The 25,776-nt window shown below is 56.4% G+C and carries 21 protein-coding genes; 10 read left to right on the top strand and 11 right to left on the bottom strand.

The window, feature by feature from the left end; translation table 11 throughout:
• The first annotated feature begins 72 nt into the window (after window positions 1-72).
• A complete protein-coding gene (locus KGP24_RS06100) occupies window positions 73-1,194 on the top strand; it encodes a YbdK family carboxylate-amine ligase (protein ID WP_045401965.1) in 1,122 nt (373 codons plus the stop codon).
• On the opposite strand, the gene KGP24_RS06095 is transcribed toward KGP24_RS06100, so the two are convergent.
• The 3 genes from KGP24_RS06095 to KGP24_RS06085 form a co-directional block, all read right to left on the bottom strand.
• Complete coding sequence (locus KGP24_RS06095; RefSeq protein ID WP_223562696.1) at window positions 1,145-4,279, bottom strand: efflux RND transporter permease subunit; 3,135 nt, start codon at window positions 4,277-4,279, stop codon at window positions 1,145-1,147. The two genes, KGP24_RS06100 and KGP24_RS06095, sit on opposite strands and share 50 nt — an antisense overlap.
• Before the next feature lie 9 nt (window positions 4,280-4,288).
• Window positions 4,289-5,350 (bottom strand): efflux RND transporter periplasmic adaptor subunit, encoded by a 1,062-nt coding sequence (locus KGP24_RS06090; protein ID WP_223562695.1) that lies wholly within the window; start codon window positions 5,348-5,350, stop codon window positions 4,289-4,291.
• Window positions 5,351-5,461: 111 nt separating this feature from the next.
• A complete protein-coding gene (locus KGP24_RS06085) occupies window positions 5,462-8,170 on the bottom strand; it encodes a cation-transporting P-type ATPase (RefSeq protein WP_223562694.1) in 2,709 nt (902 codons plus the stop codon).
• Window positions 8,171-8,648: 478 nt separating this feature from the next.
• Between KGP24_RS06085 and KGP24_RS06080 the strand changes: the two genes are divergently transcribed.
• Entirely contained in the window at window positions 8,649-8,897 is a 249-nt protein-coding gene (locus KGP24_RS06080; protein WP_213328771.1) for a DUF1158 domain-containing protein, read from the top strand.
• A gap of 56 nt (window positions 8,898-8,953) precedes the next feature.
• Here KGP24_RS06080 and KGP24_RS06075 read toward each other — a convergent pair whose 3' ends face one another.
• Window positions 8,954-9,295 (bottom strand): RamA family antibiotic efflux transcriptional regulator, encoded by a 342-nt coding sequence (locus KGP24_RS06075; RefSeq protein ID WP_223563454.1) that lies wholly within the window; start codon window positions 9,293-9,295, stop codon window positions 8,954-8,956.
• 32 nt (window positions 9,296-9,327) lie between these two features.
• Complete coding sequence (locus KGP24_RS06070) at window positions 9,328-10,431, bottom strand: MBL fold metallo-hydrolase (protein WP_223562693.1); 1,104 nt, start codon at window positions 10,429-10,431, stop codon at window positions 9,328-9,330.
• A gap of 190 nt (window positions 10,432-10,621) precedes the next feature.
• Between KGP24_RS06070 and KGP24_RS06065 the strand changes: the two genes are divergently transcribed.
• The 3 genes from KGP24_RS06065 (at window position 10,622) to nfsB (ending at window position 12,344) form a co-directional block, all read left to right on the top strand.
• A complete protein-coding gene (locus tag KGP24_RS06065) occupies window positions 10,622-11,212 on the top strand; it encodes a TetR/AcrR family transcriptional regulator (RefSeq protein WP_223562692.1) in 591 nt (196 codons plus the stop codon).
• A complete protein-coding gene (locus KGP24_RS06060) occupies window positions 11,202-11,570 on the top strand; it encodes an MmcQ/YjbR family DNA-binding protein (protein ID WP_223562691.1) in 369 nt (122 codons plus the stop codon). The genes KGP24_RS06065 and KGP24_RS06060 overlap by 11 nt, the downstream gene beginning before the upstream one ends.
• Before the next feature lie 120 nt (window positions 11,571-11,690).
• Window positions 11,691-12,344 carry an oxygen-insensitive NAD(P)H nitroreductase gene (nfsB, locus tag KGP24_RS06055; protein WP_223562690.1) on the top strand — a complete coding sequence of 218 codons (654 nt, stop codon included), beginning with the start codon at window positions 11,691-11,693 and terminating at the stop codon, window positions 12,342-12,344.
• A gap of 154 nt (window positions 12,345-12,498) precedes the next feature.
• On the opposite strand, the gene KGP24_RS06050 is transcribed toward nfsB, so the two are convergent.
• Window positions 12,499-13,368 (bottom strand): helix-turn-helix transcriptional regulator, encoded by an 870-nt coding sequence (locus tag KGP24_RS06050; protein WP_223562689.1) that lies wholly within the window; start codon window positions 13,366-13,368, stop codon window positions 12,499-12,501.
• Window positions 13,369-13,475: 107 nt separating this feature from the next.
• Between KGP24_RS06050 and KGP24_RS06045 the strand changes: the two genes are divergently transcribed.
• Both KGP24_RS06045 and KGP24_RS06040 read left to right on the top strand, forming a co-directional pair.
• Window positions 13,476-14,912, top strand: coding sequence for an MFS transporter (locus KGP24_RS06045; protein ID WP_223562688.1), 1,437 nt, complete (start codon window positions 13,476-13,478; stop codon window positions 14,910-14,912).
• A gap of 65 nt (window positions 14,913-14,977) precedes the next feature.
• Complete coding sequence (locus KGP24_RS06040; protein WP_223562687.1) at window positions 14,978-16,222, top strand: mechanosensitive ion channel family protein; 1,245 nt, start codon at window positions 14,978-14,980, stop codon at window positions 16,220-16,222.
• An 86-nt stretch (window positions 16,223-16,308) separates the two neighbouring features.
• Here KGP24_RS06040 and pheP read toward each other — a convergent pair whose 3' ends face one another.
• From pheP to KGP24_RS06020, 4 genes are all read right to left on the bottom strand, one after another.
• Entirely contained in the window at window positions 16,309-17,697 is a 1,389-nt protein-coding gene (gene pheP, locus KGP24_RS06035; RefSeq protein WP_223562686.1) for a phenylalanine transporter, read from the bottom strand.
• Window positions 17,698-17,800: 103 nt separating this feature from the next.
• Window positions 17,801-19,984 carry a TonB-dependent siderophore receptor gene (locus KGP24_RS06030; RefSeq protein WP_223562685.1) on the bottom strand — a complete coding sequence of 728 codons (2,184 nt, stop codon included), beginning with the start codon at window positions 19,982-19,984 and terminating at the stop codon, window positions 17,801-17,803.
• A gap of 159 nt (window positions 19,985-20,143) precedes the next feature.
• The gene (locus tag KGP24_RS06025) at window positions 20,144-20,608 is read right to left on the bottom strand and encodes a hypothetical protein (protein WP_223562684.1); all 465 of its coding nucleotides are present in this window, start codon (window positions 20,606-20,608) and stop codon (window positions 20,144-20,146) included.
• Complete coding sequence (locus tag KGP24_RS06020; protein ID WP_223562683.1) at window positions 20,595-21,389, bottom strand: winged helix-turn-helix domain-containing protein; 795 nt, start codon at window positions 21,387-21,389, stop codon at window positions 20,595-20,597. Before KGP24_RS06020 ends, KGP24_RS06025 begins: the two co-directional genes overlap by 14 nt.
• 544 nt (window positions 21,390-21,933) lie before the next feature.
• Here KGP24_RS06020 and KGP24_RS06015 point away from each other — a divergent pair.
• The 3 genes from KGP24_RS06015 to KGP24_RS06005 all read left to right on the top strand — a co-directional run bounded on the left by KGP24_RS06015 (window position 21,934) and on the right by KGP24_RS06005 (window position 25,324).
• Entirely contained in the window at window positions 21,934-22,374 is a 441-nt protein-coding gene (locus KGP24_RS06015; RefSeq protein WP_316045619.1) for a winged helix-turn-helix domain-containing protein, read from the top strand.
• Between the two features lie 392 nt (window positions 22,375-22,766).
• Complete coding sequence (locus tag KGP24_RS24740) at window positions 22,767-24,446, top strand: methyl-accepting chemotaxis protein (protein WP_282454303.1); 1,680 nt, start codon at window positions 22,767-22,769, stop codon at window positions 24,444-24,446.
• Window positions 24,447-24,505: 59 nt separating this feature from the next.
• The gene (locus KGP24_RS06005; protein WP_223562681.1) at window positions 24,506-25,324 is read left to right on the top strand and encodes an EAL domain-containing protein; all 819 of its coding nucleotides are present in this window, start codon (window positions 24,506-24,508) and stop codon (window positions 25,322-25,324) included.
• A 37-nt stretch (window positions 25,325-25,361) separates the two neighbouring features.
• On the opposite strand, the gene yahO is transcribed toward KGP24_RS06005, so the two are convergent.
• A complete protein-coding gene (gene yahO / locus KGP24_RS06000; RefSeq protein ID WP_023310654.1) occupies window positions 25,362-25,637 on the bottom strand; it encodes a DUF1471 family periplasmic protein YahO in 276 nt (91 codons plus the stop codon).
• Window positions 25,638-25,776: the final 139 nt, after the last annotated feature.

The following is a 25,776-nucleotide window of genomic DNA, read 5'->3' as shown; positions in this document are numbered from 1 at the left end:
TTATACCACCCTGAGACGAGCGCGCCACGCCCGTTGTCTATACTCAACACACAACAGACAACGGAGTGCGCCATGCCCTTACCCGATTTTAAGTCCTCTGAACCTTTCACCCTCGGCATCGAGCTCGAACTGCAGGTAGTTAACCCACCGGGCTACGATCTGAGTCAGGACTCCTCCGCGCTCATCGCCGCCGTCAAAGACGACATCAAAGGCGGCGAGGTCAAACACGACATCACCGAAAGCATGCTCGAAATCGCCACCGGCGTGTGCCAGACCATCGATCAGGCGGCAGCGCAGTTCTCGGTGATGCAGCAGAGCATCCTGCGCGCGGCGGCGGAGCAGCATATCCAGATTTGCGGCGGCGGGACGCATCCGTTTCAGAAGTGGCAGCGTCAGGAGGTGTGCGACGACGAGCGCTATAACGTCACGCTGGAGCGCTTTGGCTATCTGATTTTGCAGGCGACGGTGTTCGGCCAGCACGTGCACGTCGGCTGCCGGACCGGGGACGACGCAATTTACCTCCTGCATGGCCTGTCTCGCTTCGTGCCGCACTTTATCGCCCTGGCGGCAGCCTCGCCGTATATGCAGGGCACGGACACGAAGTTCTCCTCGTCGCGGCTCAACATCTTCTCGGGGTTCCCGGATAACGGCCAGATGCCCTGGGTCAACAGCTGGCAGGAGTTCGAGGGGCTGTTCCGCCGCCTGAGCTCCACCAGCATGATCGACAGCATTAAGGATCTGCACTGGGACATCCGCCCCAGCCCGCACTTCGGCACCGTTGAAGTGCGGGTGATGGATACGCCGCTGACGCTCGGCCACGCCATTAACATCGCCGGGCTTATTCAGGCGACGTCGCACTGGCTGCTGACCGCGCGCCCCTATAAGCATCAGGAAAAAGATTTTCTGCTGTACCGCTTTAACCGTTTTCAGGCCTGTCGCTACGGGCTGGAGGGGATCCTGACGGACGTGCACACCGGCGAACATAAAACCGTGGCGGAAGACATCGCCTGGCTGCTGGAGCAGGTTGCGCCGTCGGCCGAGAAGCTCGGCGCGACGAGCGCAATCAATGAAATCGCCCTGCTGTTAAAGCAGGGCAAGAGCGAGGCGCAGCGCATGCGGGAGTTTATCGCGGACGGCGGCTCGCTTATTTCTCTGGTTCAGAAGCACTGCGAGCTGTGGGCGACGAGTCCGTAAGGCCGTGGCCCCACTCGCGCAGGCGCTGAAACAGCACGAACAGCGCCGGGATAAACAGGATCCCCACCACGGTCGCCACCAGCATGCCGCTGAACACCGTGGTGCCGATAATGCGGCGGCTCTGGGCACCCGCCCCGGTCGCCAGCATCATCGGCAATACGCCGATAATGAACGACACGGCGGTCATCATTACCGCACGGAAGCGACGCGATGCCCCTTCCCTCGCGGCATCGACAATCGCCATCCCGTCCATGCGCCGGGCGCGGGCAAATTCAACGATCAGGATCGCGTTCTTGGCGGCGAGGGCTATCAGTAGCACCAGACCTATCTGCACGTACACGTCGTTGGCATAGCCCGCCAGCCACAGCCAGACCAGCGCCCCGCCGATGGCGAACAGCACCGAGAGCATCACGCTCGCCGGGAGCGTCCAGCTCTCATACTGGGCGACGAGGAACAGCCACGCCATCACCACCGCCGCCAGCACGATCCACATCGCCTGGTTGCCGGTCTGCTGCTCCTGATACGACATGCCGCTCCAGGCATAGTCGTACCCGGCTGGCAGGTTTTCCACCAGAATCTCGCCCATCGCCGCCATCGCGGTGCTGCTGCTCACCCCCTCCGCCGCCGAGCCGCTCACCGACACCGACGGGAACTGGTTGTACTGCTGCAGGAACGGCGCGCCGACGGTCGGCGTGATGGTGACGAGATTGCTCAGGCGCACCCGCTCGCCGCTATTGCTGCGCACGAACAGCTCGCCGATCTGCTCGGCGCGCTCGCGCCACTGCATTTCGTTCTGCATCACCACGTGGTAGACGCGGTTGTTGACGCTGAAATCCCCGGCGCGCGTGCCGCCAAAGGCGGTTTGCAGGCTGCTGAAGATGCGCGACACCGGCACGTCGAGGCGGGCGGCGCGCTCGCGGTCAACGGTCAGCGTCAGCTGCGGCACGTTGCTGCTCCAGGTGGTGAAAACGCGGCTCAGCTGCGGATGCTGGTTAGCTTTCGCCAGCACCTCGCGCGTCACGCGCTCCAGCTCCGCCGGGCTCTGCCCCGCCTGCGCCTGGATGCGCAGGTCGAAGCCGGAGGCGTTGCCCAGCCCCGGCAGAGTCGGCGGCGCAAAGGTCATGATGGTTGCTTCCGGCAGGGACAGCAGCTGGCGCTGCAGGGTACCCATCACCTCGTCCAGCGGCGGGCGCTCGCTCCAGTCTTTGAGCATGATGGAGATAAACCCGCCGTTGGAGGCGCTGGTGCCGTTGAGGATGTTAAACCCGGACACCTGAATCACGTCTTCCACCGCCGGGTTTTTGGCTATTAATTCGCGCGCCGTGGCCATCACCGCCTCGGTGCGCTCCAGCGAGGCCGCTTCCGGCAGCTGGACGCTGGCGAAGAAGTAGCCCTGGTCTTCCTGCGGCAGGAAGCCTTTTGGCATCGACGTAAAGCTAAACGCCACCACGGCTGCCGCGCCTGCGGTGGCCAGCAGCGCCAGCCACGGGCGCAGGTTTAATACGTTCACGATGCGGGTGTAGAAACCGCGCGTGGCGTCCAGCCCACGGTTAAAGGCGCGATAGGCTGCCGCAGGTTTCTCCGGGCGCGGGCGCAGCAGCATCGCGCACAGGGCGGGCGTCAGGGTCAGCGCCACGAGGCTTGAGAGCGTGACGGCGGTGGAGAGCGTCACCGCGAACTGGCGGTACAGCTCGCCGACAATCCCCGGCAGGAGCGCCACCGGCACAAACACCGCCAGCAGCACCAGCGTCGTCGCGATGACCGGCCCGGCAATCTGGCGCAGCGCCAGCGCGGTCGCCGCCGTGCGGCTCTGCCCTTCCGCCATTAGCGTTTCGACGCTCTCCACCACCACGATGGCATCATCCACCACCATGGTCAGCGCCAGAATGATAGCGAACAGGCTGAGGGTGTTGGCGGAGTAGCCGAGCGTGTAGAGCACCGCGAAGGTGCCCACCAGCGACACCGGAATGGCGAGCGCGACAATCAGCGTTGCGCGCCAGCTTTGCAGAAACAGGGAAACGACCACCACAACGGCCAGCATGGTAAGCGCCAGCGAGACGCCGATCTCTTTGATGGTCGCGGCCACAAAGGAGGTGGTGTCGAATTTCACCTCGTAGACCAGGTCGTCCGGGAAGCGCGTCGAGAGGCGTTCCAGCTCCGCGCGCACCGCGTCGGCCACGCGCAGGGCGTTGGCAGACGGCGTCGGGTAGATGCCGAGGTAGGCGGAGTCGTGCCCGTTCAGCTGCGCGCCGGAGCTGTAGCTGCGCGAACCGAGCTCGATGGTGGCCACATCCTTCAGGCGCACCAGCTGGCCCATCTCGCCCGCGCGGATAATGATGTCGGCAAAGTCTTCGGCCTGGCTTAATCGCCCCAGCCCGTTGATGGTCAGGGTCTGCTGCTGGCCGTTAAACACCGGCGGCGTACCGACCTGGCCTGCCGCCCCCTGCACGTTCTGCTCGCGCAGCGCCTGCGCCACGTCATCTGTGGTGACGTTCAGGGCGTTCATGCGGTCCGGACGCAGCCAGATGCGCATGCTGTAGTCGCGCGCGCCAAACATCTGCACCTGCCCGACGCCCGGCAGGCGAGACAGCGCCTCGCGCACCTGGGTGCTGGCGTAGTTGCTGACGAACAGCGGCGTGTGGGTGTTATTTGGTGAGTAAAGGCTTACCCCCATCATCAGGTTGGTGGCACGCTTGCGCACCTGCACGCCGTTTTGCTGCGCCTCGGTCGGAAGCTGCGCCACGGCCTGCGCCACGCGGTTTTGCACGTCGATGGCGGCGAGGTCCGGATCGGCGCCCGCCGCAAAGGTAATGTTCAGGCTATAGGTGCCTTCGTCCGAGCTGGTGGACTCCATGTAGAGCATATGATCCACGCCGTTCAGCTGGGTCTCCAGCGGCGTGGCTATCGCTTCTGCCACGTCAGCCGAGCTGGCGCCCGGCCAGCTGGCAGAAACATTCACCACCGGCGGCGTGATCTGCGGGTACTGCTCCACCGGGATAATCCTCAGCGCAATGGCCCCCAGCAGGGTGATGACCAGCGCAATCACCATCGCAAAGCGCGGGCGTTTGATGAAAAACGTCAGCATGATGGCTCCTTAATTCAGTATCTGGACAGCAGCACCTGGCTGCACGCGCTGCGCGCCGTCAGTAATCGCTCGCTCACCGGGCTTCACGCCGGATGAAATCCGGAACTGCTGGCCGATCTGTCCGGCAATTTTCAGCGGGCGCATTTCGGCTTTGCCGTCGGGGTTAACCACCCAGGCAAAGAACCCGTCGCCGTTCTGCTGGACTGCGGCGGCGGGCAGGGTCAGAACCGGCTGCTCGCTGGCCGGGCGCAGGGTCACGTTCACGTTGCCGCCGGGCAGGAGCTGATGGCGCGGGTTGGCAAACTCGGCGCGCAGCATCACGCTGGCGGTGCGCGGATCGATGCGGTTGTCCACGGACGTCAGCTCGCCGCTGACGCGCTGGCCGTTGCTGTCAATTAACGCCTGCCAGGCCTGCTTCATGGCGCTGATATCCCCATGCTGTCCGGCTTTGGTGGCAAACGCCCCCTCTTCCAGCGCAAAGGCGATGCGGATCGGATCGAGCTGCACCACCTCCACCAGCACGCCGCTGGCAGGGTTGACCAGACTGCCGACGTGGAACCGGCTGTGCCCCACGCGACCGTCAATCGGCGAGGTGATGCGGGTGTAGCTCAGGGTGACGCTGCGGGCGTCGAGCCGGGCTTTCGCCTGCTCCAGCGCGGCACTGGCGACGTCCCGCTGCATGCGGGCGTTGTCCACGTCGTGACGGCTGATGGCGTTGCTGCTGCCCAGGCTTTCAAAGCGGGAAAGCTGCTGCTGCGCCTGACGCAGCGTGGCTTCGGCGCTTCTCACTTCGGCCTGCGCCAGGCGCAGGGCGGCGCGCGGCTCGGCGTCGTCCAGCTCAAACAGCACGTCGCCTTTCTTCACGTACTGCCCGTCACGGAAGTGGATTTTGGCGATCGCGCCTTCCGTGCGCGCCCGTAGCTCAACGGTGTGAATGGCTTCGATGCGGCCCGGGATCTGGCGCTCGGCGGCGTGGGCGGTCTGCTCCACGGTGGCGACGCGAACGGGAACGGCGGCGAATGCGGGTTGCAGGGTGCAGGCGAGCAGGACGAACAGGAGAGGGAATTTCATGGGAGTACCTCAGCGTTTTCCCCTCACCCCGGCCCTCTCCCCAAAGGGGCGAGGGAGGTCAGAGTCCCCTCTCCCCGCGGGAGAGGGTTAGGGTGAGGGGTAAGGTTTAGGTTATGCAGCCTTACGGAACCTGCGGGTCAGTCGCTTCTCGATTTCGACGACGAAGAACATCACGCCCGCCACCGCCAGGGTCACAAACCAGTAGCGCAGCGGCAGCGCTTCGGTGCCGAACAGCATCTGCATAAACGGCAGGTAGATGATCGCCGCCTGGAGCAGGAACAACACGCCCGTCACCAGCCAGATCCCTTTGTTCGCCAGCAGGCCGCGGTTCAGGGAGAACCCTTCGGTGTTGCGGCAGTTAATCATGTATACCCACTGGGCGCAGACCAGCATCTGCAGCAGCACGGTGCGGATGAACTCCGCGCTGTGGCCGCGCGGCGCCAGCCAGGCTTCCAGCGCAAAGGCGGCGATGGCAATCATGGTGCCAACGAAGGCCACGCGCCAGACGGCGTAGGCGTCCATCACGTGCTGCCCGGTCTGGCGCGGCGGGCGGCGCATGATGTTGCGCTCGGCGGCCTCAAAGGCCAGGCCGAAGGAGAGCGTGGCGGAGGTGGCCATGTTCATCCACAGAATCAGCACCGGCGTCAGCGGAATGATGTTCCCCGCCAGCAGCGCAATCACAATCAGCAGCCCCTGCGCGAGGTTGGTCGGCATGATGAACAGGATGGTCTTCTTCAGGTTGTCGTAAACGCGACGCCCCTCTTTCACCGCGCTGGCGATGGTGGCGAAGTTATCGTCCGTCAGGACCATGTCCGCCGCCTCTTTGGTCACTTCCGTGCCCTTGATGCCCATCGCGATGCCCACGTCAGCCTGACGCAGCGCCGGGGCGTCGTTCACGCCGTCACCGGTCATGCCGACGATTTCGCCTTTGTCCTGCAGCGCTTTTACCAGGCGCAGCTTATGCTCCGGGCTGGTACGGGCGAAGATGTCATACTTCACCGCGGCTTCCGCCAGCGCGGCGTCGTCCATCTTCTCCAGCTCGTAGCCGGTGACCGCCTGCTCGCTGTTGGTGATCCCCAGCATCTGGCCGATGCTCATCGCCGTCTGCGGGTGATCCCCGGTGATCATCTTCACGCGGATCCCCGCCTGCTGGCAGGCGTTAATCGCGTCAATGGCTTCCGGACGCGGCGGATCCATCATCCCGGCGATGCCGAGGAAGATCAGGCCGTGGCTCAGATCGTCGTGCGTCAGTTCCTGCTCGCCGTTCGCCGGCTTGAACGCCGCGGCCACCATGCGCAGCCCCTGACGCGCATAGCGCTCCATCTCGCTTTCCCAGTACGCGCGGTTGAAGGCTTCCACACCGTTACGGGTCTGCTGCTGCGCGCACAGGGCGAAAATGACGTCCGGCGCGCCGGTGATCAGGATCTGCTCCTCACCGCCAATCTGGTAGTGGGTGCTCATGTACTTGTACTGCGAGTCGAACGGGATCTTGTTAACCAGCGTGGTCATCACCGGCTCAAGGCTGGCCTTCGCCGCCAGCACCTTCAGCGCGCCCTCGGTTGGGCCACCGGTGATGCCCCACAGGCCGTGCTCGTCCTGAATCAGCTGGCTGTCGTTACACAGATCTATAGTGCGCAGGTACTGCTCCAGCACCGTGCCCGGCTGGATCTGCACCGGCTCGTCGCTGCCTTCCAGGTAGATGTTGCCCACCGGCTCGTAGCTGTTGCCGTCCACGCGGTAGCAGACGTCAGCGGTAATGATGGCTTTGACCGTCATCTCATTCATGGTCAGGGTGCCGGTTTTATCCGAGCAGACCACGGTCATCGCGCCGAGCGTTTCAACCGTCGGCAGCTTGCGGATAATCGCCCGCTTGCGCGCCATCGCCTGCACGCCCAGAGAGAGGATGATGGAGATAATCGCCGGCAGACCTTCCGGTACGGAGGCCACCGCCAGGCTAATCAGGGAGAGCAGCAGCTCGCCCATCGGGATCTCGCGGAACACCAGGCTGAAGACAAACAGCGCGGCCATCATTGCCAGGATAATGGCGAAGATCGCTTTACCCAGCTTGTCCATCTGCACCAGCAGCGGCGTGCGGTGCTTTTCGATGCCCGCCATCATCTGGTTGATGTGGCCAAGCTCCGTATCCTTACCGGTCGCGGTGACTACGCCGACACCGCCGCCCGCGCTCACGGTCGTCCCGGAGAACACCATATTGGTACGATCGCCCAGCGGTAATTCGCCGCTCAGCGAATTAACGTGTTTATCCACCACGGTGGATTCACCGGTCAGAATCGCCTCTTCCACCCGTAAATTATGCGCTTCAATTAAACGCATATCCGCCGGAATACGATCCCCCGCGCGTAATACAATAATATCGCCCGGGACTATTTCAGTTGTGGGTATAGTTTCGTGGCTGCCGTTACGAATAACGCGCGCCTCGCTGGAGAGCATATTGCGAATACTCTTCAGGGATTTTTCCGCGTTGCTTTCCTGAATATGACCAATTAAGGCATTGATTACCGCGACGCCCAAAATAACCAGCGTATCAACCCAGTGGCCCATTACTGCCGTTAATACGGCGGCGGCCAGCAGGACATAAATCAGCACATCATTAAAATGGGCTAAGAAACGCAGCCAGGCGGGTTTGCCTTTTTTCTCCGGCAGCGCGTTCGGCCCTGTTTTTTGCAGACGCAGCTGCGCCTCTGCGCGATCCAGACCGCTGGCCTGGCTCTGCGTGTGAGTAAGCACCTGCTCTACGGTCTGCTGGTATGCCAGCCCGCCGGAAGGCGGCACGTTTGGGGACAATTTTTTTTCGGTCATCGTATTTTTCCTTCAATATCCGGTGAACAGAAGCCTGAATTCCTTTCTGGCTTAAATAAATTCATTTTAAAGTCTTGCGGGTAAAATTGATCTACCGCAATATATTTACTACTGGGTTATTCAAAATTAATTAAAATTATTTCGACACGCTGATTTTTACAAAATATTTCTAAACCAATGCTAAACGAGGGGGAACCATGTGGGGTATTTATCGCGGACGCCGACTGGTGTTATACGTTATCGCGGCCATTGTTATTGCCACGTTAATTGGTTATAGCACCTATACTTTTGTAAAATTATTTTCCTGATAAAGACATTTATTTACATAACGCGATATTAATATAAATGCCGGGTCTTATTTTGTTATTTATTCGCAAAATAATATCTTCGTTTTATTCAATAACGCCTGAGCCGCTGATATTGCTTTACGTTACAGGATGCCGGACAATGACATTTTTAACTGACGATTAACATTACGATGAAACACCCGTTAGAATCGCTGCTTACGGCAGGCGGCATTTTACTGCTGGCGCTGATCTCCTGCCTGCTGTTACCCGCGCCGTCGCTGGGTCTGGTGCTGGCGCAGAAGCTGGTACAGACCTTTCACATGGTCGATCTGAATCAGCTTTACACCATTCTGTTCTGCGTGTGGTTTTTACTGCTGGGTGCCATCGAATTCTTCGTGCTGCGTTTCGTCTGGCGCCGCTGGTTTTCACTGGCATCGTGAGCCAATAAAAAAGCCGGGTGGCGGCTTCGCCTGACCCGGCTTTTTTAGGTTTACGTTCAATGCGCCTGACCGTGGTTTTCCTTGCGGTACGCGCCAGGCGGCTGGTTAAACGTACGGGTGAAGATACGGGTAAACGTCTGCTGCGAGTCAAACCCGTAACGCAGGCAGATGTCGTACACGCGAGCGTCGGATTCACGCAGATCGCGCGCCGCCAGCAGCAGCTTGCGTTCACGGATATAACGCCCCAGGCTCTCCCCTTTGTACTGCATAAATAACCGCTGCAGGTGCCACTTCGAGTAACCCGCGTGGCGGGCAATCTCTTCTATACGTAATGGCTGGTGCAGATTGTCGTCGATCCATTCGACGATAGTGTCGATGACTTGAGCGGAAATGGTCATACAGCTGTCCCCCTCTGCTTCTCGCTTAAACATTATTCCCACCACGCGCGAAAGGTTTGCGTGGCGTCACTCACCCGGACGGGCTCGCCCAGCGCCGGCGTCAGTAGCCGATAGTTTTTATTCTTGCTGGCTTTTGCCAGCTGGATCAGCGGATCGTTCCAGGCATGTTTCGCCAGCACGAAGCGCCCGTTATGCCCGGGCACCACGGCTTTTGCGTTCAGATCCGCCGAGGCCTGCGCCGTTTCCTCCGGCAGCATGTGGATGTACTTCCAGTCCTGGTCGTACTGGCCGTTTTCCATGATGGCGACGTCCACGCCCTTAAACTGCTCGCCGATGGCCTTGAAATGCGGACCGTAACCGGAGTCCCCGCTGTAGTAAACCTTCTGCTCTGGCGTGACGAACATAAAGCTGCCCCACAAGGTCCGATCGCGCTTGATGCCGCGCCCGGAGAAGTGGCGCGCCGGCAGAATATGCACCGTCAGTTCCTCGCTGATGCGTACCGACTGGTTCCAGTCGCGCTCGTCAATAATCTCAGGCTTCATTCCCCAGTAGCGCAGGTGGGATCCCACGCCCAGCGGCGTCACCACGCGCTTCACCTTCGGGAGTAACGCCCTGATGGTGGCGTAATCCAGATGATCGTAGTGATCGTGCGAGATAATCAGCAGGTCGATATCCGGCATGCTTTCAGCGCGCCACGGATACTCCCCGGCAAAGGCTTTATTCAGGAACGAGAACGGCGCGGCGTAGTTGCCGAGCACCGGGTCAATCAGGATGCGTTTGCCTGCGAGCTGCAGGTACCACGAGGAGTGACCGAGCCACACCAGGGTGTCCTGCTCCAGCGGCAGGCTCGCAAGATCGGTTTTCACCAGCGGCAACGGCCGGGCCGGGCGCGCGTTTTCGGTTTTTTTGGTCAGAAACTCCCACATCGCGACCAGCATATTTTTGTCGCCGTTATAACCCGGCGTCGGCAGCGTATTGTGGAATTTCCCGTCGCGATACTGGGGGGAGGCCTCCACTTCAGTGAGCTGCTCACCCTGCGGTGGCTGGCCAAATCCGGCATTCAGGACAAACGGTAAACTCGCAGCTGAAGCAATAATCATGATTAACACCACGCAGATGAAGAGAGGTTTTTTCATATCCTGACCCGAAAACGCGCCCCATCCGATAGTTTGCGCGGGGTAAACTTGATTATGAGTGAGTAGGCACTCATTATAGATATGATGATAAAGTCGTCAAGACGTTTTCGATCTTTGACATTCCGCGTTGCAGCGTGTCAAAGCACGTGTTTCAATCAGGTTTTTTACAATTGACAGGGGGAAAAATTTAGTGGCACGTCCGAAGAGTGAAGACAAAAAACAGGCCTTACTGGAAGCAGCAACGGCGGCATTTGCTCAGTCAGGTATCGCCGCCTCAACGGCGTTAATCGCCCGTAACGCGGGCGTCGCCGAAGGGACCCTGTTTCGCTACTTTCCCACTAAAGACGATCTGCTGAATGCCCTCTATCTGCACCTGAAGCAGGATCTCTGCCAGACCATGCTGGCGAACCTCGATCGCACCATCACGCTGCCTAAAGAACATACCCGCAATATCTGGAACAGCTACGTGGACTGGGGGATTCGTAACCCCGTTGCTCATGCGGCGATCCGCCAGATTGGCGTCAGTGAAAAGCTGAGCGCCGAAACGGAACAGGCGGTGAAGGAGATGTTCCCGGAGCTGCATGAACTCTGCCGCCGCTCGGTGCGCCCAGTGTTTATGTCAGATGAATTTAAAACGTTTGGCGATGCGCTTTTCTTATCGCTGGCGGAAACCACCATGGAGTTTGCCACCCGCGATCCGTCACGGGCCGTCGATTTTAAAGCGCTGGGTTTTGAGGCCATGTGGCGCGGGCTGGCTCAGGAGGATAGCGATGGACAGTAAAACGTTGCAGGAGCACGCAAAACGCGTGGCGCTGGAACTGCCGTTCACCGAACACTGCTGGCCGTTTGGGCCGGAGTTTGACGTGTTTAAAGTGGGCGGTAAGATTTTCATGATCGTCGCGGTCGCGCACGGGCGGCCGCACGTCAGCCTGAAGTCAGACCCGGAGAAATCGCTGTTAAATCAGCAGATCTATCGCGGGATAGAGCCGGGTTACCATCTGAGTAAAAAGCACTGGATTTCCCTTTACGGCACTGACGACGTGACGCCGGAACTGGTTACCGACCTCATCAATGATTCCTGGCATCTGGTGGTGGATAAACTGCCGAAAAAAGACCAGAAGTGGATCCGGTCGGCCTGATTGTTCGTCTGAGACGAACAGATTAAGCGCTCGAATTGCACTTATCTTTTGCCGCTTCGCGCGATAATCTGCTCACCTTTCGCGCCCGCACGCGGGCGAATTTCATCACCAGGAGTTGTTATGGATATCATTTCTGTTGCACTGAAACGCCACTCCACCAAGGCGTTCGATCCGACTAAAAAACTGACCGCTGAAGAAGCAGAAAAAATCAAAACCCTGCTGCAGTACAGCCCGTCCAGCACCAACTCCCAGCCGTGGCACTTTATTGTAGCCAGCACCGAGGAAGGTAAAGCGCGCGTGGCGAAATCCGCCGCAGGTACCTATGTGTTCAACGAACGCAAAATGCTGGACGCCTCTCACGTGGTGGTGTTCTGCGCGAAAACGGCGATGGACGATGCCTGGCTGGAGCGCGTCGTGGATCAGGAAGAGGCCGATGGCCGTTTTAACACACCGGAAGCCAAAGCCGCGAACCATAAGGGCCGCACCTACTTCGCCGACATGCACCGTGTGGATCTGAAAGATGACGACCAGTGGATGGCGAAGCAGGTTTACCTGAACGTCGGCAACTTCCTGCTGGGCGTAGGCGCGATGGGTCTGGACGCGGTACCGATTGAAGGTTTCGACTCCGCTATTCTCGACGAAGAGTTTGGCCTGAAAGAGAAAGGCTTTACCAGCCTGGTGGTGGTACCGGTTGGGCACCACAGCGTGGAAGATTTCAACGCCACGCTGCCGAAGTCTCGCCTGCCGCTGAGCACGATTGTGACCGAGTGCTAAACAAAACGGGCCGCTCTGTGTGGCCCGTTACGCTTTTTAACACCCCGTCGAAATGATGCCGATTCAGTGATGGGTTTAAGTTACCCCCACATTACGCCAGTTCTCTCCACTCAGCAGATACGGCTCTTATTTCCTGAAAGTACCTCGCAAAAACTTATTTCCCCTGCGCCGCCAGCCAGTCCATCGCCCGCTCCCCTGCCTCATCCACCGGCAAATACACCAGCAGCCGCGACCCGTTTCGCGGCGCGGAGTACCAGTACATCTGCTGCAGCGTAAAATCCCCCAGCTCGGGATGGGTAAACAGCTTGAGCTGGTTCTCCACGCCGCGCACGTCGTTGCGCTGGCGCCACAGGGTTTTAAACTCTTCCGACACCGCAAAGAAGCGCGCCAGTTTGGCCTCCCACAGCGGATCGCCCCGGTGCTCGGCCATCGCCGCCCGGAAATAGGAAACAAATATGGGCAGCACGTCGTCGCGTCTGCCGAGACGCGCGCGCCACGCCGGATGGGTGAGGAACAGGTAGATACAGTTGCGGTCTTCGGGAGGGATGTCATTGAAATCGACGCCCATCAGGTGCCCGAAGCTGTCGTTCCACGCCACGATATCGAAGTTAGGTTTCTGAATGCTGGCGGGTTTCGGCATCAGCGTATCAAGCAGGCGCCGGGTGCCTTCGCTGATGCCCTCGCAGCAGACCGCCTGCGGCGCTTCACCCGGCGGTAAGCCCGCTAACACAAACAGGTGCCGGGCCTCGGTTGGAGTGCATTGCAGCGCTTTTGCCACGGCCGCCATCACCGCGCTGGACGGATTGACGTCCCTGCCCTGCTCAAGCCAGGTGTACCAGGTCACGCCCACGTCAGCAAGCATCGCCACCTCTTCACGGCGCAGACCCGGCGTGCGGCGACGACCGCTGCGCGGCAGGCCAAGACGCTGCGGATCGAGGCTTTCGCGTCGCGCGCGTAAAAATGCCCCCAGCTGTTTTCGGGTGTCATCCTGAAGAGAGACGACGGGTTCAGACATCAATGCCATAAATCCCCCTGCATGGTAGTGCCAGTACCAGTATAAGCAAGAACTGGTACCCGTTTATTAGATGGTTGATGCTACGACCATCTGATGAATGACGCAATGGAGTTACCATGAATACGTCAGTTGTTTCACCGGGCCGCGCTGGCCTGATTTTGCTATTAACCGGCCAGATGCTGCCGATGATTGATACCTCAATCACCAACGTGGCGCTGGACGCCATCACCCATTCGCTGCACGCCACCGCCACCGAGCTGGAGCTGATTGTCGCGCTCTACGGCGTGGCCTTCGCCGTCTGCCTCGCGCTTGGCAGCAAGCTGGGGGATAACTTTGGCCGTCGCCGTCTGTTCATGTGGGGCGTCGCGAGCTTTGGCCTGGCCTCGCTGCTGTGCGGAATGGCGGGGAACATTGAACAGCTGCTGGCCGCGCGCATCGTTCAGGGGGCGGGAGCCGCACTGATCGTGCCGCAAATTCTTGCCACCCTACACGTGACGCTGAAAGGTACGGCGCACGCTAAGGCCATTAGCCTGTTCGGCGGCATCGGTGGGATTGCGTTTATCGTAGGACAAATGGGCGGCGGCTGGCTGGTATCGGCAGATATCGCCGGGCTGGGCTGGCGTAACGCCTTCTTCATCAACGTCCCGATCTGCCTGGTGGTGCTGGCGCTGAGTCGCTATTTCGTCCCCGAAACACGTCGCGAGACGCCGTCACGCATCGACTGGACGGGCACCATGCTGCTGGCAGTCATCCTTTGCTGCCTGCTGTTCCCGATGGCGCTCGGCCCACAGTGGCACTGGTCGTGGCCGCTAAAGGTTATGCTGCTCGCCATTCTTCCGCTGGCCTGGCTGACGGCGCTGAACGCGCGCAAAAAGGAGCGTGAGAATGCCCACCCGCTGATCCCGCCGCGTCTGCTTGCGCTTCGCAGCGTTCGCTTTGGCATTCTGATTGCGATGCTCTTTTTCAGCGTCTGGTCCGGGTTTATGTTCTGTATGGCGCTCACCATGCAAACCGGTCTGGGGATGGCTCCGTGGCAGTCCGGAAACAGCTTTATCGCGCTGGGCGTAACCTACTTTATTTCCGCGTGGTTCGCGCCGCGGCTGATTGCCCGCTACAGCACCAGTACCATTCTGCTTACGGGTCTGGCGATCCAGATTGTCGGCCTGCTGGCGCTGATCGCCACGTTCCGCGTCTGGGGAATGGAGAATACCGAGCTGACGCTGGCGCCCGCGACCGGGCTGGTCGGCTACGGGCAGGCACTGATCGTGAACAGCTTCTACCGCATCGGGATGCGCGATATTCAGCCTGACGACGCGGGGGCCGCGAGCGCCATTCTCAGCACGCTCCAGCAGGCCGCGCTGGGGCTTGGCCCGGCCATTTTTGGCGCGATTTTGCTCCACGCGCTGCAGAACCATCACGGGGATTACACCCAGGCGGTTAACGTCTTCCTGACGGTGGAAACGGCGATGATGGTGGTGCTTGCCCTGGCGACGCTGCGCATCCGCCATAGCCTGTGTCTGCCGGTGGTCAACGTCTGCCAGGCCACCAAATAAGCCCGTGAATTTGCATAATAGATCCGCAGCCGCCATTATGGGGCTGCATCAATACAGGAGACGTTATGCAGGAATTAATTGCTCAGGTTGAAGAGTTAGGCATTGAAATTAATCACACCACCTCTTTAGTGATTATCTTCGGTATTATTTTTCTTACCGCCATCATCGTTCATTTTATTTTGCACAAAGGGGTGCTTCGCGCTTTCGAAAAACGCGCGCAGGCCAGCAGCCATTTATGGCTGCAGATCATCACCCAGAATAAATTATTTCACCGTCTGGCCTTCACCCTTCAGGGGATAATCGTCAACGTCCAGGCGGTACTTTGGCTGCAAAAGGGTAGCGAAGCGGCGGAAATTCTCACGACATGCGCAAAGCTGTGGGTCATGGTGTATGCCCTGCTCTCCTTCTTCTCGCTGCTGGACGTGATTTTTAATCTGTCGCAGAAAATGGCCACCGCATCGCAGCTGCCGCTGAAAGGGATCTTCCAGGGCATCAAGCTGGTGAGCGCCATCCTGGTGGGGATATTAATTATCTCCCTGCTGATTGGTCAGTCCCCGGCAATTCTGATAAGCGGTCTGGGTGCCATGGCCGCCGTTCTGATGCTGGTGTTTAAAGACCCGATACTAGGACTTGTGGCGGGGATTCAGCTTTCCGCCAACGACATGCTCAAGCTCGGCGACTGGCTGGAGATGCCGAAATACGGTGCCAACGGCACGGTGACGGACATCGGTCTGACCACCGTTAAAGTGCGCAACTTCGATAATACGATTACGACTATTCCGACGTGGGCGCTGGTCTCCGATGCCTTTATCAACTGGAGCGGCATGTCTGCCTCCGGCGGGCGACGCATTAAGCGCAGCCTGAATATAGATACCACCAGCATTCATTTTCTCGACGAGCAGGAACAGCAGAAACTCATTCAGGCGAAGCTGCTGAAGCCCTATCTGGCCGCGCGGCATGAGGAAATTAACCTGTGGAATCAGAAGAACGGTGAAGGGGAGTCGGTATTAAACCTGCGTAAGATGACCAATATTGGCACCTTCCGCGCCTACCTGAATGAATATCTGCGCAACCATCCCCGTATTCGAAAAGATATGACGCTGATGGTGCGCCAGCTAGCGCCTGATGCGAATGGTTTGCCGATTGAAATATATGCCTTCACCAACACGGTGGTCTGGGCAGAATATGAGGAGATTCAGGCCGACATCTTCGACCATATTTTCGCGGTAGTGGATGAATTTGGGCTGCGTATTCACCAGTCCCCGACGGGGAACGATATTCGCTCCCTGGCGGGCGTTAGCGCCAGATAATCAGTTTGCGCCACCGGGCGTGAAGGCTGGTACGGTCTGGTGCCCTCACCCCGGCCCTCTCCCACAGGGAGAGGGATAAAACCACGCTACTTTTTGCGGGAAAGTTTAAACGCCACAAACAGGAAGATAACCCACACCGGCAGCAGCATCGCCGAAAGACGCATCTCATCCATAGTGCACATCAGCACCAGAATCAGCCCCAGGAAAGCGATACAGACGTAATTCCCCGCCGGATAGAGCAGCGCTTTGAACTGCGTCTCGCGTCCCTTGCGGCGCATCGCGGCGCGAAAGCGCAGGTGCGCCAGGCAAATCATGATCCAGTTCAGCAGCAGCGTAGCAACAACCAGCGCCATCAGCAGGCCAAAGGCCTCTTTCGGCAGCAGATAGTTGATCAGCACCACCAGCGACGTAATAGCGCCAGAAAGGAACAAGGAATTCACCGGCACGCCGCGACGGCTGACGCGGGTAAGAAACTTCGGCGCGTTGCCCTGCACGGAGAGGCCGAACAGCATGCGGCTGTTGGAGTAAACGCCGCTGTTATAGACCGACAGAGACGCCACCAGAATGACGAAGTTCAGCGCCGAGGCCACCACGTTGCTGTTCAGATCGTGGAAAATCATCACGAACGGGCTGCTGTCGGACTTCACTTCCACCCACGGGTAAAGCGCCAGCAGCACCACCAGCGAGCCGATGTAGAACAGCAAAATACGGTACACGACCTGGTTGACCGCTTTAGGAATGCTTTTATGCGGGTCGCGCGCTTCCGCGGCGGTAATGCCGATCAGCTCGAGTCCACCGAAGGAGAACATGATCACTGCCAGGGAGAGAATCAGCCCTTTCCAGCCGGTGGCGAGGAAGCCGCCGTGCTGCCACAGGTTGTCGATCGTGGCGCGCTCGCCGCCGTGACCGGAGAACAGCAGCCACAGGCCAAAGCCGATCATTCCGATAATCGCCAGCACCTTGATCAGCGCAAACCAGAACTCGGTTTCGCCATACAGGCGCACGTTGACGAGGTTAACGGCGTTAATAATGATGAAGAAGGCCGCCGCCCAGATCCACGTCGGGACGTCCGGCAGCCAGTACTGCATGTAAATGCCCGCGGCGGTCAGCTCCGCCATCCCCACCAGCACGAACATCACCCAGTAGTTCCAGCCGGACAGGAAGCCTGCAAACGGGCCCCAGTATTTATAAGCAAAGTGCGCGAAGGAGCCTGAAACCGGCTCTTCAACGACCATCTCGCCAAGCTGGCGCATTATCAGGAAGGCAATAATCCCGGCGATACCGTAACCCAGCAGCACCGCCGGACCAGCCATCTGAATAGCGGGGCCAATGCCGAGAAACAGCCCGGTACCGATCGCGCCGCCAAGGGCAATTAACTGAATATGTCGATTTTGCAAACCACGTTGCAGCGTCGGATTCTGATCCGACGAGGCTTCAGCGCTACCTTGGCCTGAAGCGGATGACGCGTCTTTCACGTCCTACCCCTGTCTCTTTTTTAGAAGGGGCACGTTTTAACACTTCATGCTGGAGGTAGCAAGGGATTGGGGCATCCCTGCCCCGGATAACGAGATGGAACGCTTAAAACGCGTAGCCAACAGAGACCTTATAGGTGCGCGGTTCGCCCTGCGTAATATAAGTACCGGAGTCGTCCACGCTGGCCCAGTAGTTTTCATTGGTCACGTTGTCGATGCCCGCACGAACCGTCATCTGGTTTTGATTGTGATTCACCGCGAAGCGATAACGCATCCCCAGATCCAGCGTGGTGTAGCTGTCCAGCTTTTTGGTGTTTGCCAGGTCAGCGTACTGCGCGCCGGAGTGGTTCACGCGGGCGGTGGCGGTCAGGCCATTAATCGGCTTGATGTCGTACTCTGCGCCCAGCACGGCGTAAAAGTTCGGAATACCGATCGCATCGTTACCCTGATTCACGCCATTTTTGGTTTTGGTCAGCTCGGCCTGCAGCCAGGTGGCGCTGGCGTTCAGACGCATCCCCAGCATTGGCTCACCGAAAACGTTCAGCTCCACGCCACGGTTACGCTGTTCAGCGTCAAGCCCGTAGTGGCCGCTGTCGTCGAGGATCGCCGACGGCATTTTGATTTCGAACAGCGCAAGCGATCCGCCCACGCGGCCAAAATCCGCCTTCACGCCCACTTCGTTCTGCTTAGAGTGAACGATACCGGTGCTCTGGCCGTAGTTGGTGGCGGTGTTAGGCGCGGTTTTGCCCGGCTGCAGCGCTTCAGTGTGGTTAGCATAGAGGGAGATCGCCTCCCACGGCTTGTAGACCACGCCGTAGGTTGGCATCCAGCGGCTGCCGTCGAAACCGTCCGCCGCGTTTTCCGCACCGGTGACTTTGTTATACCCGCGAATGACCACTTTCTGGTGGCGCGCGCCCGCAGTAAACAGCAGTTTATCGTCAAGCACGCCCAGGGTATCGCTCAGCAGCCAGCCCTGTGTACGGGTGCGCCCGCTGGTCAGCGGATCGCTGTACTTCCCGCCAGAGCCGTTGAAGTTGGTGCTATCCGGCATATCGACGCCGGTATTGTGATAGATGTTGGTGGTCGGGTTATCCTTCGCCGCCGACATTTTCCACGCGATTTTTTCGTTTTTGGTCATCGCCGAATAGCCGACGTTGATCTTGTGCGAGACGAATCCCGTATTGAAGTTGCCGCGAACGCCCGCCATGCCGCTGACGGAATCGCTTATGCGGTTGGTATCAAGGCGGCTGACCGTTGCCTTGCCGCTTTTATCCACCAGCTTCGGCGCGCTGTAGATGCCTTCCTCATGCGCGTGCTGCGCGCCCAGACCGGTATAGGCGGTCCAGCCGTCGGTAATGTCGTACTCGCTGCGCCACATCCCAAATTCGTTTTCGATGTTGCTGTAGGCCCACTTCTGCGAGAAGTTGCGATCGTTTTTCGGCGGCTCGGGCACGAAATCCACCGCGGAAATATTGACGCTGGTCGGGCTGCCGTGGAAAGTTTTCTTCTGATAGCCCAGATCCAGCGAGGTGCGGAAGCGGTCGCCGGTGTAATCCAGGCCGGTGGAGAGCAGCGTGGTGCGGCGGCGATCGTTCGGTATGCCGGTTTCCCCTTCGCGATGGACCAGGTTCACCCGCGCGCCAAACTGGTCATTGTCGCCGTAGCGACGGCCCGCATCCAGCGTGGTGCCAATCTGGGAATCCGAGGTATAGTCCACGCCGACTTTGGCCTGCGGGAGTTCGCCCGCGTGTTTTGGCTCAAGGTTAATCATCCCGCCCACGCCGGAGCTTGCCGCGCCGTTCATCAGCGAGTTGGCCCCTTTGAAGATCTCGATGCGCTCGACCATCTGGGTATCCACCACCTGGCGCGGCAGCACGCCGGACAGACCGCCAAAGGTCATGTCGTCGCCGTCAAACTTCAGGCCACGGATACGGTAGGTCTCCGCGCTGTTGCCGTACCCCTGAACAAACTGTACGCCCGCGTCGTTCGCGACGACATCGGCAATGGTTTTCGCCTGCTGATCTTCCACCAGCTTCGAGGTGTAGCTGATGATGTTGAACGGCACGTCCATGGCGTTCTGCTGGCCCAGCATCCCCATGCGCCCGCCGTTCGCCACCTGCCCGTCAAGGAAGGCCGGTACCAGCTGGTCGCCACCGGGTTTGAAATCGCCGGCTGGTGCAGACTGGACAACGAGGGTGTCCTCTTTTTGATCGTCCGCCGCGAAGGAGGAATGTGTCGCCGCGCCAACGGCGAGCGCCAGCAGCGTCCTGTGTATTTTGGTGTTGTTCATCGTTAACTCATTTAAACGTGCGCGCAAAAATGACCCTTTGTCGGGCCTTAGAATGTTTGGCTTCAATGTAAATGAGAACTATACGCATTATCTTTGCATAATCAAGCGTAAACATCCGTAAGATCTTGTACAAAGAACGCATAACAAAAGGGCTTCAGCTCATCCTTTAGCGCAGTAGAACGCGGGAGAATTTCCGAAGGAGAAGAGATAACCTGAGGTATTTACCGGAAGGATTTCCACACTAATACCACGATCGCGATAATGGAAAAAATCAGGAATATGTCGGCGAAAGAGTTCGTCTTTTTTCGGCAGTTCGTTAGTCTCACTGGAGACCATAATCACTCTACCCTCTTCACGCCAGTAGTTGAAGGTTATCTTATTGCTGAAGATGACCGTCTGCTGGCCCGACTGACTGTATTCTCCGGAGGAATCATAGGTGCCATTGCCATTATTAAATGTAAACGTCATAAGGGAATCCACCTGGGAATCATCTTCAACAATGATTAAACGGCTCTCGCAGGTAAAGTGATTCTGCTGATAATGAATGTACCAGGCGTAAAATAATGGCGCGGCAATCATCAGTATGATGATCAATCCGATCGCACTCCGACTAGTCGTTTTCATTATATTGGTTCCTGTACATGATTGAATCACAGTCAGCGCCAGCAATATCGGGCAACTTATCGCATACGATCACCGAAGTACCATTTGGAAAACGATTGATCGTCATATAGGCTACCCCGCCAGCATTGCAATGAATGGGATAACGTTTTATCAAGGTGGTATAAATACGCTGGCTTTTTATATCGTCATGCCACGAAGAGTAAACGTCGCAACCTGCAATATTACCTATCGGTTGATATGCCTTAAATCCAGAATCCTGTACATGAAGCTGTTGAAATAGAACCGTACAAGAGAGGATAAATAAGACCGCTGCGGCCACCCCATATGCAATTTTTTTCGAGAAAAGATTGAACCTGCTATCTGTAACGGATGGTGACGGAACATCTGGTTTAGAGGGTAAACTCTCCGGGGTTGCGACGGCCATCGAGATAAAATTATCGACCGTCCCCGTTTGTATTTGTGCAACGAGCTTAAACCCTGCTTTTGGTACCGTTTGCACAACATTCTCTGCCAGCCCCGCCATCTTGAGCGCTTTACGAATGGAGGCAATAGTCTGGTATAACGCATTGGTCGAGACTATCGCGCCCTGTTTTTCCCATACCGCCGAAAAAAGATAACGTTGCGACAGCACTTCGCCGTTGTGTTCAAGCAGTTGAAGCAGGCATTCACTAACCGGACCGTGAAGGATAACAGCACGCTCGGGGTAGCCCGAAAGCGAACAGAGACGACGCCGATCGGGTTCAAAAAACACTAAACCATTTATCAAAAAAACAGGCTTCATGAAGCATCAACCATTAAGGCAAAGGGTAATAGTACATTCATCATTGCTATGTTTACGCGTCCGTATCCGCTTTCTGATTCAGAAATTAAGGCTTTAAAATCAATCAACTTCACCCTTCCGAAGACGACGCCTTGTATCGTAGCGCCATGATTAAGGCTCACTTCAATCAGTATAAATCATTTAACTTCACTCCACTCTATCGCTGACGCGCCGTAACGTGTTGAAGACCATTGCCAGACTAAGAAGGAGACAAATTCTAAGACTTTTCTAAAATAAGCATTTTATCTTGAGTCATCAGGTAGACATTAATTTTCAGAACAAGTGCACTGAGAATGTATTTACAGTAGTTTTTTAGTCTGAAAAAACGACTTACATCGACAAAAACTTCACGCCGAGGGATGGCAGATCCTGTTTCTTATAGCGCGTAGGGATGTGTATTGGAAAGCATTCATAGCAGCCATATAATCCACCACATGAAGAGTATGGATTATCTCAGGCTTATATGTAGGAGTGCATGTTAGTTTCTCAATTGTGGGCAAATGATATGGGCTATCGTCTATATGGATTTATGATTGGCGAAGAAATTCATTTTGATATTTCTAATCGCAGACTATACCGACTCACAGGCAGTCATACAGATAAAAGCATTGCATTCGCATCAATTTACTTAAATGAAACGATGCTTAGACTTTTTCTTTTTTTATTGATGAATGGCAGAACAAGACCAGTCTCAAAAGAAGAGTTATTTGAAGAAATTTGGGAGGCACATAATCTGAGCCCTTCCACACAGCGATTATGGCAGGTTTTACATAATCTAACGAACAAGCTTAATGTCTTGGGTTTACCCGAGGATTTTATTCGTAATATTAAAGGGCGTGGTTACATCATTAATTACCCGGATGTAATCCCCGTTTATTACAGAATGAGCGAACTCCCGGCTCATTCCGTTAAAAAAGAGGAGACGACAGATAGCCTGAGTAAGTGATGTCAACTCAGGTTTTTTTGCCCTGAGCACACATGTGTGAGGGGCTTTTTTTTATTATCCCTCTTCACTATCAATTCTTTCGTTAATGATGTATTAGCACTGTTGTTTGGTTTATACCAACACTGGAGTTACATATGAATATAATCAACCATTTTGCCAATTTAAAAGTCCGTAAGAAGTTGTTTTTTGGTTTTTCCCTCGTATTGCTCGTGACGATTGTTATTCTGATGTCAGGTTTACTGGGTTTTAGCAACATTCAGGATAAAGTCAAAAAAAACGGCTATACCGCCGATCTATTTAACTCACTTTCGCAGGTCCGTTTAGGGCGGACGAATTTCCAATATACACTTGATCAGAAGTACCTGGAGCAGACCAACTCAGGCATGCAACGCATGCAGAGCATTGTCGCCAGTATGGATAAGTTGCCCTGGTCTCCGGAAGGGAAAAAAGCGCTGGATGATACAGCAAATGCAGTGAATAGCTATGTTGCTACCCTGCTGCCTTTCACAAAATCCCTTTCAGAAAAAAGAATCAGTGAAAAAAAACTCAGCACACAGAGTTTATGCGATAACTCCGTGCTGGCTTCAACGCTAAGCCGTAATAGTACGCTGGACGCTCAGCACACCCTTGTGGCTGCACAGATTGCTTTTATCATGAGCGACATTGACTCTCAGGTAACGCTTTATAAACAGCATCCTACAGATGAGTTAATGAAAGGGATCCGCGATCGCCTGGATGTAGCGAAATCAGATACCGAACAACTGTTACCGGTTGCTACCACGGAACAAAAGGTTTGGTTGCAGTCCGGTCTTGAAAGCATGGAAAGCATCGCGGCTGAGTTGCTGAATTACCAAAAAGTCTGGGATCAACAGTCGACGCTCTCGGAGACCTTAACCGGAAAGGCCTTAACACTAACGCACGCCATACAGACGTTATTTGCTCTGCAGCAGAAAAAAGTGGCCGATACGGTGAATAGCGTTCAGCTAGAGATGGGCATTGTTGCCGCAATCGGTCTTGCGCTTGGCATCTTGCTGGCAATGGGCATCACCCTGTCCATCACCCGTCCGCTTAATGAAACGCTGCGCGTCGCGGAGCAAATCGCCAGTGGCGATCTCACCAGCACCGTGACCAGCACACGTCGTGATGAGCCTGGACTGTTAATGCAGGCCGTCGCTACCATGAATGCAAACCTGAAAAACATCATTAATGATGTACGTAATGGAGTAGATAGCGTCGCGCGTTCGTCTTCTGAAATTGCCGCGGGCAATATGGATTTGTCGTCGCGGACCGAGCAGCAGTCAGCCGCCGTCGTTGAAACCGCCGCCAGCATGGAAGAGTTAACCTCTACCGTCGCGCTCAACGCTGAAAATGCCAACCACGCGCGACGTCTGGCAGATGAAGCCGCGCAAAATGCGACGGAAGGAAGCCAGCTCTCATTGAGGGTGATAGATACGATGAAAAACGTGCGCAGCAGTTCGCACCGCATTTCTGAGATCACCACCGTAATTAACAGTATCGCCTTCCAGACCAATATTTTAGCGCTGAATGCCGCCGTTGAAGCCGCCCGGGCAGGCGATCAGGGTAAAGGCTTCGCTGTTGTAGCCGCCGAAGTGCGAACGCTTGCCCAGCGCAGCGCGCAGTCTGCAAAAGAGATTGAAAACCTGATCAACGAATCGGTCGTGCATGTGGATACCGGCTTTAGCCTGGTTGAAAGCGCGGGTGATGCAATGTCGAAAATTGAGACATCCGTGGCGCAGGTACGCGACATCATGAACGAAATTGCCGCTGCCACTGATGAACAAAGCCGCGGAATTTCACAAATTGCCCAGGCCATGGCTGAAATGGACACCACTACTCAGCAGAACGCCGCCCTGGTGGAAGAGTCTTCTGCTGCGGCCATTTCGCTGGAGGAGCAGGCTGTTCAGCTTGAAAAAGTGGTGTCGATTTTCCGTGTCTCAAAAGCTCATACCACGCGTCCTGAAACCCTGCCAAAAGAGAGCAAACAAACCGCCAGCGTTGCACCTTTTAAACGCCCTCCCGCCCGTGGACAGGACGAATGGGTTAAATTCTGATAACTGCCGCGCGGCTACCGGGACAGGTCGCCGCGCGTTTAAGGCTCTCGGTGATAACCATGACAAAGACAACGCCGGGATTGCCCGGCAGCTTGAACACCCTGCAGGCTCGCCTCTTTCCCCTCTCCCGGGAAAGCACCCTGAGCGCGGCCATTGAAAGGCGCGAGATCGTGCCAGTCTACCAGCCCTTTTTTGACAGCCTGACGGGCAAGATTGCGGGTATCGAAGTGCTCGCTCGCTGGAATCATCCGCTGTATGGCCCAGTGTCTCCGGATACGTTTATCCCGCTGGCGGAGAAGCACCGGCTGATTGCTCCACTAATGCATCATCTGATTCAGCAGGTTATTGCCGATCTCCAGCCTCGTATCCACCTTTTTCCTGAGCGGCTCTACATCAGCCTTAATCTGAGCACGGATAACTGTCTCGATCCGCGCTTTGAAACGGATACGCTTGAGCTTTTGCAAAAACTTTCGTCGGGCCAGATTCAGCTGGTTATTGAAATCACGGAACGAAATCCGCTGCATTTTACGCCACGGCTGAGCGAATGGTTTGCAAGGCTTCGACAATCAAATATAGCTCTGGCGTTGGATGACTTTGGGACAGGTTATTCAAACCTCGCTTATATTCACGCGCTGAAACCCGAATTCATCAAGATAGACAAACTTTTTGTTAGCCAGATTAGTGAAAATGGCGATACCCGGCTAGTTGACAGTCTTATCGAACTGGCAAAAAGAATGCAGCTCAGCATTATTGCAGAAGGAGTTGAAACAGAGGCTCAGGCTAACTACCTGCGCTTTAAGAACAGCGATTTTTTACAAGGCTACTATTTCTGCAAACCGATGAAAATTAACGAACTCATTGGAAGCATTCATACCTGATAAAGCGCAGCCACCCCGCATGGGGGGCTGCAATGAGTTATTTTTTCTTGTAGATATTGGCCGTACCGTGAATTTTATTATTGGTGTTCCCTGAAGTGAGCACCAGGACATCCGCGCCTTTCTTATCGGCTTTCTCAATCAGTTCTTTTTTTGCATCATCAACCGATACTTCATTTGAGGTATTTACCGTACCGATTTTTTTATATTGAGATGCAACTTTTTTGAACTCGCTTTTAGTCAGCAACTGAGCAGCAAAAGCATTGGTTGTAAACAGTAACGCCGTTCCCAACAAAATAGCAGTCGTCTTTTTCATAACCTTTTTCCTTGAGATTAATCAGCAACTACGTAAAACCTCACGCAGCGTGGTGAGGTTTTATGAGCATGGTAGAGAATCTCAGGAAATGCCACACGTTCAGGAAAATTCTTTTATAACAACCCGTTGCATGAAATTA

The sequence above is a fragment of the Enterobacter sp. JBIWA008 genome (assembly GCF_019968765.1).
GTDB lineage: Bacteria > Pseudomonadota > Gammaproteobacteria > Enterobacterales > Enterobacteriaceae > Enterobacter.
Note: the sequence above shows the minus strand (reverse complement) of the source record. Positions and strands in the feature narration are given on the sequence as shown.